Origin of the sequence: Pseudonocardia endophytica (assembly GCF_004339565.1) — a bacterium.
Taxonomy (GTDB): Bacteria; Actinomycetota; Actinomycetes; order Mycobacteriales; family Pseudonocardiaceae; genus Pseudonocardia; species Pseudonocardia endophytica.
The window spans coordinates 277,916-286,948 of the sequence record NZ_SMFZ01000001.1 but is presented as its reverse complement, the minus strand read 5'-3'; the positions used below and the strand labels follow the sequence as shown (position 1 = coordinate 286,948).

The window sequence follows — 9,033 nt, the reverse complement described above, 5'->3', positions numbered from 1 at the left end:
GCCGGCAGGACTAGGGATTCACCGGCGTCCGGCCCGGTGCAATGGGAGCACGTTCCGTCACGAGGAGGACCCATGACGACCGCCACCGAGCAGGGCCAGTGGGTCCGGTGCTTCCACCCGGCACCGGACCGGCCGGTCCAGCTCGTCTGCTTCCCGCACGCCGGTGGCTCGGCCTCGTTCTACTTCCCGGTGTCCGAACAGCTGTCACCGGTCGCCGAGGTGTTCGCCGTCCAGTACCCGGGCCGCCAGGACCGGCGCAGGGAGACCAGCCCGGACGACCTGCACGTGCTGGCCGACCAGGTCCACGCGGCCGTGCGGGACACCGTGCGGCGGCGCCCGACGGTGTTCTTCGGGCACAGCATGGGCGCCACGCTGGCGTTCGAGGTGACACGGCGGCTCGAGGCCGACGGCGACGGGCCCGCCCACCTGTTCGCCTCCGGGCGGCGCGCCCCGTCGACGACCCGCGACGAGCACGTCCACGAGCAGTCCGACGACCGCATGGTCTCCGAGCTCAAGCTGCTCGCCGGGACGGACACGTCGCTGCTCGGCGACGAGGAGATCCTGCGGATGGTGCTGCCGGCGATCCGCAGCGACTACACCGCCATCGAGACCTACCGGTGCGCGCCGGACGTCACCGTCCGGACGCCGCTGACCGTGCTCACCGGCGATGCCGATCCGAAGACGACCGAGGAGGAGGCGCGGGCGTGGCGCGGCCACACGACCGGCGCGTTCGACCTGCACGTGCGGCCCGGCGGACACTTCTTCCTCGCCTCCGACGCGCCCGCGATCATCGCGATGCTGCGCGAGAGACTGACCGCACTCGGGTGATCTCGCGCGCGAGACCCGGTCGCCGAGTCCGAAGCGGTGTACCCGGCGCACGACGGACGGCACAATTGCCTAGGGTCATGATCCTCGGGCAACCCGAACCGGTTCGGGCCCGTTCGCTCGTGGAGGTAAACCGAGGATGTCCGCCGTGTCCGGTGATCGGGACCGTCTGATCGGACGCGGTACGGAGTCGGAACGTCTCGCGGCGGCGGTCGCCGACGCGGCGGCGGGCGGGCCTGCGCAGCGGCTGCTGCTCGGCCCGCCCGGCATCGGCAAGTCGGCGTTGCTCGCCGGGGTCCGCGCCGCGGTGTCCGACGGCGTGCGGCTGCTGACCGCCCGCGGCAGCGAGCAGGCCACGGACATCTCCTTCGCCGTCGTGCGCGGGCTGTACGCCGGCGTCGCGGCCGAGGACGCCACGCTCCTCGAGGCCGGGGCGCGGTGGAGCAGGTCGGCGCTGGAGGAGGGATCCGGCCAGGCCGAGCCGGAGAACCTCTACCCGGTCCTGCACGGGCTGTACTGGCTCACCGCCAACCTCGCCGCCCGATCGCCCGTCGTGCTCGTCGTCGACGACCTGCAGTGGGCGGACGACGCGTCGGTGGCGTTCCTGGCGTTCCTGCTGCGGCGGACGGCCGGGCTCGGTGTGGCCGTCGTGCTCGCGTCCCGCACCGACGAGGCGGGCGGGCTGCCGTCGCGGCTGTCCGCGATCGGCGCCCAGATCGGCGACGACGTCGTCGAGGTCGGCCCGCTCGACCGCGACGACGTCGGGCGGCTGGCCGCGGCGCGAGGCCTCCTGCTCGTCGCGGGGGACACCGACCACCCGGGCGGCCCTCTCCTGGACGCGCTGGCCGAGGCGTCCGGCGGGAACCCGCTGCTCGTCGAGCAGCTCGTCGCCGGCGTCGGGCCGACCGACCTGGAGCGCGCCACCGCGACCGTCCGCAGGCTCGGACGGCAGGTGCTCGACGGGCTGGTGGAGCGGCACGTGTTCGACGCGCCGGACGCCGTGCGGGCCGTGGCGTCGGCGGTCGCCGTCGTCGGGGCCGACGACTCCGCCGTCCTCGGGTCGCTGTCCGGCGTGCCGGCCGCCGCCGTGCGCGACGCGATCGCCACGCTCACCCGGACCGAGGTCTTCGCGCCGGACCGGCCCGACTTCCGCCACGACCTGCTGCGCACGGCCGTGCTGCGGCGCCTGCCCGCGGACACGCTCGACGACCTCCGGCGGCGCGGCGCCCGCGCGCTCAGCGACGCCGGGCGGCCCGCCGAGGTGGTCGCCGCCGTCCTGCTGGTCCTGCCGGGCGCGGACGAGCCGTGGATGGCCGACGTGCTGCTGGAGGCGGCCGACGCGGCCGGGCGGCGGGGTGACCGGCGGGCCGTCGCGCGCTACCTGGATCCGGTCGTCGCGTACCGGCCGGACGACGTGGCCGTGCGCTCCCGGCTGGCCGCGGCACTCGGCCAGCACGACCCGCACCGCGCCGTCGCGCACCTGCGTGAGGCGCTCGGCCGCGCGCCGGACCTGCCGACCCGCGGGCAGGTCGCGGTCCAGCTGGCGATGACCTCGCTCGCCGTGCAGCAGGCCCCGCGCGCCGCGCGCGTGCTGCGCGACGTGCTGGACACGATGGACGCCGAGCTCCCGCCGGATCCCGGCCCGGAGCTCACCGAGCTGCGCACGCACGTCGAGGCCGCGCTGCTCGTCGTCGGGCTGGACGAGAAGCGCACCGTCGCGGACACGATCGCCCGAATGGGCCGGATGTCCACTCCGGACGGTCGTACGCCCGCCGAGCGCCAGAAGCTGGCCATGATGACGGTGACGATGGCGATGGAGGGCGACCGGCCCGACGACGCCGTCGAGCTCGCCAGGAAGGTCCTGCTGGTCGACGAGGCGACGCTCGGCGGATGGGCGGTGCTGGCGTCGTCGCTGGTGCTGCGGCTGGCCGACGAGGTCGACGAGTCCACCGCCGTCCTGGACCGGCTCGTCGCCCAGAGCCGGGAGCAGGCGTCGGCCTGGACCTACAGCCTCGCCGTCGGCACGCGGTCGGCCAACCACCTCGTCGCGGCCGAGCTGGTGGAGGCCGAGATCGACGCGCAGACCGCGCTGGACGTCGCGGCCCAGGAGGCGTGGAAGAGCAACACGGTGGTCCCGACGATCGCGCTGGCCACCGTCCGCCACCTGCGCGGTGACGCGGCGGGCGCGCTCACGCTGCTGGACGGGATCTCCCGGCCCCGGCTGGAGGACTTCGCCTGGGAGTACCACCACTACCTGATGGCGCGGGCCGGGGCGAGCCACGACGCCGGCGATACCGACGGCGCGATCGCCGTCTACCGGCGGTGCGGCGACAGCCTGGACGCGGCCGGGATCGCGAACCCGGTGCTGGCGCCGTGGTGGGTGCACTGTGCCGTGCTGCTCCACGACACCGGCCGTGAGCGGGAGGCGGCCGAGGTGGTGGAGCGCGGCGAGCCCGGTGCACTGCGCTGGGGCACCAACCGCAGCCGGGGACTCGCACTGCTCGCCCGCGGCGCGATCACCCCGGGGGAGCCCGGTCTCGAGCTGCTGCGCGAGTCGGTCTCGGTGCTGGACCGGTCACCCGCGCGGATGGAGCTGATACTCGCCCACCTGCGTCTCGGCTACGCGATGCTGGCCGCCGACCACACCGACGTCGCGCGCGAGGAGCTGCGGCTCGCCGCGACGCTCGCCGCGCAGTGCGGCGCCCTGCCGTCCGCGGCGCTCGCCCGCACGATGCTCGTGCAGGCGGGCGGCCGGATGCGCCCGCCGACCGGATCGCCGCTGGACCCGCTGACCAGCGCCGAGCGCAGGGTGGTGGCGTTGGCCGCGGAGGGAGCCCGCAACCGCGAGATCGCGGAGGCGCTGTTCGTCACGCTGCGCACCGTCGAGGTGCACCTGACCAGCTCGTTCCGCAAGCTGGGCGTCACCGACCGCTCGCAGCTGGCGGCGATCGTCGACGGAGCGCGGGTCCGGACCCGGTGACCGGGCAGGTGCTCCGCGAACGCGACGCCGAGACCGGGGCACTCGACCGTGCACTGGACGCGCTCGTGGCGGGGTCGTCGCCGTTCGTCGCGGTCACGGGTCAGCCGGGGACCGGCCGGACGTCGCTGCTGCGGCGGGCCGCCGAGCGTGCCGCGGCGCGCGGGGTGCGGGTGCTCTCCACCCGCGCGCTGCCCGACGAGAGCGGCTACCCGCTCGGCGTGACCCGGGACCTGGCCGGCCGGCTGGACGGCGCACAGGCCCTGCGGGGGATCGACGGGACCGGGCCCGCCGTGCTGCACGGATGGTGCCGCGTGGTCCACGACGCGGCCAGGGCGGCACCGGTGCTGGTCGTCGTCGACGACGTGCACCGGGCCGACGACGCGTCCGTGCAGTGGCTGCGGATGATGCTGCGGCGCAGGCACTCTGCACCGGTTGGCCTGATGGTGTCGGTGAACGGCACCCACGACGACGCCGACTGGGCGGTCGCCGCGGCTGGGCCGTCCGACGTCGTGCTGCGGACGGGGGCGCTGTCCGCGGACGCGGTGCGCGCCGTCGTCGTCGACTCCTACGGGCGGCTCCCGGAGCGGGCGTTCGCCGTCCTCGCGCGCCGGGCGACCGGGGGCAACCCGGCCGTTCTGGTCGCGGCGCTGGGGCGGCTCGACCCGGACGAGCCGCCGTCCGCCCGCCTCGTGCCGACGCTGCTGCGGTGCGCCGCGGACGCGCGCCGCGTCCAGGTCGTGTCCGTTCTGGACGGTCTGCCCGCCCGGCTGGTGGACGCGCTGCGTGCGGTCGCCGTCTGCGGGGCGGACATCTGGCCGGTCGCGGAGCGGATCGGCGGTCCGGGCGGCTGCGCCAGGACCCTGGCCCGGCTCGTCGCGACCGGGCTGGTCCGGGTGGTGCCCGATCCGGACCGCCCGGTGCCAGCCGACGAGCTCGTCGCCGACGTGGTGCTGGCCGGTCTGGAACCGGGTACCCGCCGCGCGCTGTTCGCGACGGCGGCCGGTCTCGCCGTGCGGTCGGGGCTTCCCGACGAGGACGTCGCCCGCGCCCTGCTCCCGGCCCCTGTGCTCGGCGAGGCGTGGGCCGCGGAGCTGCTGCGCCGGGTCGCCGCCCGGCACCGCGCCGCCCACCGCCACGACGAGGCGGCCGCCGTCGCCGCCCGCGCGCTGACCGAGCCCGTCCCGGAGCGGTTGCGCGGACCCCTGCTCGTCGACTTCGCACTGGCCAGGGCCCGGCGTGGTCCGCGGGCCGCGCACCGGGTGCTGGCCAGGGCGGCGACCGGATCCGACACGGCGGGCGGCCCGCACGGCGTCCGTGCGGTGGACATGCTGCTCGCCGACGGCGACGTCGCCGCCGCCCGCAGGGCGCTGGACGTCGCCCTGCGCCGGAGCCCGCCGGACGACCCGGCGCGCGATGATCTCCTCGCGCTGTCCCGGCTGTGCGACGACCTGGGGTTCGAGCAGCGCACCATGCCCCGCGAGCGGACCGGTGCCGGGACCGGACCGGACGACCGCTCCGTGCCGTCGCCCGCCTCCCGCGGGAGCGCGGCATGGGCGCTGACCGTCCGCGGACGGGACCGGGAGAAGGCGGTCCGCCTGGCCAGGGGCGTGCTGGCGCCGCCGGACGGGGACGAGCCGGTGATGCCGCGCGTGATGGCGGCGTTCACACTGGAGACGGCGGGCCACCCGGAGGAGGCGGCCGCCGCGCTGCGCGAACTGCTGATGGAGATCGCACAGCAGCGCTATGTCCCGCCCGCCGTGCTCGCGCTGACGGCGCTGGTGTGTCTGCGCCGCGGGGACCGCGAGGCCGCCCGGCTCGACCTGCGCGCGGCCGGCGCCGCCGCGGCGCCGCCCGCCGCGGCCGCCCCGCTCGTCGAGGCCGTGCAGGTGCTGCTGCACCTCGAGGACGGCGACCGGATCGCGGCGGCCGCGACGGCGTTCGCGCACACCGCGATCGGCCGCGACCGACCCGGGTCGGCACTGCTGGAGTACGCCCGTGGCAGGGTGCGACTCGGCGAGTACCGGATCACGGAGGCGCGCGAGCTGTTCATGCGGTGCGGGAGGCTGCTGCTGGACCGGGGGCGGGTGAATCCGGCGATGATGCCGTGGCGGTCCGCGGCCGCGACCGCGCTGCTGGCCTGCGGCGAGCACGCCGCGGCACGGCGGATGGCCGCCGACGAGCACCGGCTGGCCGTCCAGTGGGGCGCACCGGGCCCGCTCGCGGTGGCGGACGGGGCGCTCCGGTCGCTCGGCGAGCCCGCGGAGCCGGTCGGGGTGGCGCGTGCTGCACGACCGTGAGCCCGCACTGCGTAGGCTCCGCGCCCTGGCGGCCGGAGCGGCGGGCGGACGGGGCGGCGCGATCCTGGTCTCCGGGCCGCTCGGGTCCGGCCGGAGCGCTCTGGCCGACGCCGCCGCCGGGATCGCGTCGGCGGCCGGGCTGACCGTGCTGCGTGCGGGGGCCGACCCGGTGGAACGCGACTTCGCCTACGGCGTCGCCCACCAGCTGCTCGACCCGCTGCTGGCCACGGCGGACCGCCCGGACTCCGACCGCTGGCTCACCGGATGGGGCGGCGAGCCTCCGCCCCCGCTGGGCGCGGTGCCGGTCGATCCGGTCGATCCTGGAGATGCCCACGCGCGGGTCCGCGACCTGCAGGAGCTGGTGGAGACCGTCGCGGCGGAGCGGCCGCTCGCCGTGCTCGTCGACGACCTGCAGTGGGCCGACGAGCCGTCCGTGCGCTGGCTCGCCCACCTGGCCGTGCGCGCGCCGGACCGGCCGGTGGCGCTGGTCGTCACCGCGGTCGACGGGGACCCCGGTACGGCCCGGCCACCGTTCCGGCAGCTCGCCGGGGCGGCCGAGGAGCTGCGGACTCGGGCGCTCGGCCCGGACGCCGTGCGCGCCGTCGTCGCCGAGACGTTCGGGCAGCCGGGGGAACCGGAGTTCGCCGCGGCGTGCCGGGACGTGACCGGCGGCTCACCCGCGATCCTGCACGCCGTGCTGGGCGAGCTGCGCGCGGCGGGCGCGCGGCCGGTGGCCGCCCGCGTCGCCGACGTGCGCGACACCTGGCCCGCTGCGGTGCGGGACCGGTTCCTGCAGTCGTTGCGCGGTCAGGACGGGCCGGCCGCCCGGTACCTGCGCGCGGTGGCCGTGCTCGGTCCCGGTACCGACCACGAGGCGCTGCGCAGGCTCGCCGACCTCGACCCGCGGGAGCTGCGCACCGTCCCGGCCGTGCTGGCCACGCAGGGTCTGCTCCGCGCCGACGACCCGACCCGGACGGCTCACCCGCTGGTGGACGACGTCGCCGTCGACCCGGCCCACCGCGAGGAGCTGCACCTGCGGGCCGCGGCGCTGCTGCACGAGCTCGGCCGTCCGGTCGGGGAGGTGGCGCCGCACCTGATGGCCGTCGCCGCACCGCTCGGCGGCTGGGCCGTGGAGGTGCTGCGCTCGGCCGCGGGGGAGATGGTGACCGCCGAGAGCGGCGGACCCGGCGGGCAGGCGGGCGGCGAGACGTCAGTGCGCCTCCTGCGACGTGCCCTGCTGGACAGCGACGTGACCGGGCACGAGCGTGGCGTGCTGCTCGTCGAGCTCGCGGCGGCGGAACGGACCACCGAGCCGACGACGGCCCTGCGGCACGTCTCGCAGGCCCTCCCGCTCCTGGCCACCGACCGGGATCGCTCATGGGCGCTGACGCTCGTCGACCCGGCGCTGGCCCGGGACGCGCCGACCGCGGTGCGGGACGCGATCCGCCACGCCGACGCCGCACCCGCCGCCGGGCCGCCCGGCCCGGACCTGTCCGACGAGGGCGACCGCGCGACCGGTCTGCGGATCCGGGCCCGCGCCCGCCGGATGCAGGAGCACAGCCCGTCCGGCCTGGCCGCGTCCTGCGAGCTGCTGCGCGCCGCGCTGGACGTGCCGGAGACGCTGATGGACACGTCGGCCGGTCGCGAGCTGGCGGGCGTGCTGGTGCACGCGGCCGCGCTGTCCGGGAAGGTGCCCGCCCGCGACGTCGCGCGCCTCGGCGACCGCCTGCTGCGGATCACGCCGGCCTGGGAGCTCCGCCCGGCGCGCGGCGTGCCCTCCGGGGACGGACCGCGCAGCCTGCTGGTCCTCGCCATGGTGGCCGCCGGACGACCGGAGCCGCTCGAGACCTGGCTGGAGCCGCCGCGCGATGCGCCGGGCCCGTCGTCGTCGCCCGACGAGCTGGCGCTCGTGCGTCTCGCGCAGGGCAGGACCGCGGCAGCGCGGGCACTGCCCGGCACCGTGCTGCGCGACCCGGAGGGTCCGCCCGCGACGGCGCTGCAGGCCGCGATCGTGGCGGCCGCGATCGGGACCAGGGCGATGACACCGGGGCGGTACGTGGACGACCGCCCACCGGGCGGAGGGCTCGTCGCCCACACGATCCACCAGATGACGCGCGGCGCGGCGGCCGTGCTGGCCGGGGAGTGCGACCTGGCGCTGGAGTGCTTCCTGGACTGCGGGCGCCATCTGGACCACCTGGGATGGACCAATCCCGCGCTGTTCCCGTGGCGGAGCTGGGCGGCACGCCTGCTGCGCCGCCGCGGGGAGCGTGCCGCGGCCATCGCGCACGCCGAGGAGGATCTCGCGCTCGCCGAGCTGTGGGGCGCCGCGCCCGCACTGGGGCGGGCGTTGCGGGTGCGCGGGACGCTGGTCGGCGGGGCGGGCGGCGGCGAGCAGATGCGGGCGGCGATCGAGGTGCTCGGCGATGTCGCCGACCCCGGCGAGCTGGGACGCGCGGAGATCGCGCTCGGCAGGCACCTGAACGGCATGGGCGACCCGGCGGGCGAGGACCTGCTGCGCCGGGGCGGCCGCCGCGTCGCCGAGGCGGGCGGCACCGGCGCGGGCACGTTCGACCCGGCCCCCGCGTCGGCGGCGGGCGAGCTGGCCGAGCGGTCGCGGACCGAACGGGTCCCGGTCGCCGCTCGGCGCCCGGGACCGTCGTCGTCCGGTCCGCCGTCCGCGTTCCCCGGCACCGTCGAGCCACCGGCCGGTCCCGTCCCCGGTGCACCGTCCTCCGACGTCCCGGACATCCCGGACGACCCGCTGACCGACGCCGAACGCCAGGTCGTCGAGCGGGTCGTGGCCGGGGCGACGAACCAGATGATCGCCGAGGAGCTCGGGGTCAGCCGCCGTGCCGTGGAGAAACGGCTGACCAGCGCCTACCGCAAGCTGGGCGTCAGCGGCCGCGGTGCACTGACCGGGACCGGCTGACG

General features: G+C 77.3%; 4 protein-coding genes. All 4 read left to right on the top strand.

All coding sequences use genetic code 11. The annotated features are described in order from the left end of the window. Nucleotides 1-72 precede the first annotated feature (72 nt). The 4 genes from EV378_RS01330 (at nucleotide 73) to EV378_RS01315 (ending at nucleotide 9,031) form a co-directional block, all read left to right on the top strand. The gene (locus EV378_RS01330; protein WP_132420936.1) at nucleotides 73-828 is read left to right on the top strand and encodes a thioesterase II family protein; all 756 of its coding nucleotides are present in this window, start codon (nucleotides 73-75) and stop codon (nucleotides 826-828) included. A 145-nt stretch (nucleotides 829-973) separates the two neighbouring features. Next, a complete protein-coding gene (locus tag EV378_RS01325) occupies nucleotides 974-3,805 on the top strand; it encodes an AAA family ATPase (RefSeq protein ID WP_165922094.1) in 2,832 nt (943 codons plus the stop codon). After that, nucleotides 3,802-6,102 carry an ATP-binding protein gene (locus EV378_RS01320; protein WP_132420934.1) on the top strand — a complete coding sequence of 767 codons (2,301 nt, stop codon included), beginning with the start codon at nucleotides 3,802-3,804 and terminating at the stop codon, nucleotides 6,100-6,102. The genes EV378_RS01325 and EV378_RS01320 overlap by 4 nt, the downstream gene beginning before the upstream one ends. Then, nucleotides 6,086-9,031, top strand: a complete 2,946-nt coding sequence (locus EV378_RS01315) for a helix-turn-helix transcriptional regulator (RefSeq protein ID WP_132420933.1) — start codon at nucleotides 6,086-6,088, stop codon at nucleotides 9,029-9,031. The genes EV378_RS01320 and EV378_RS01315 overlap by 17 nt, the downstream gene beginning before the upstream one ends. Nucleotides 9,032-9,033 lie beyond the last annotated feature (2 nt).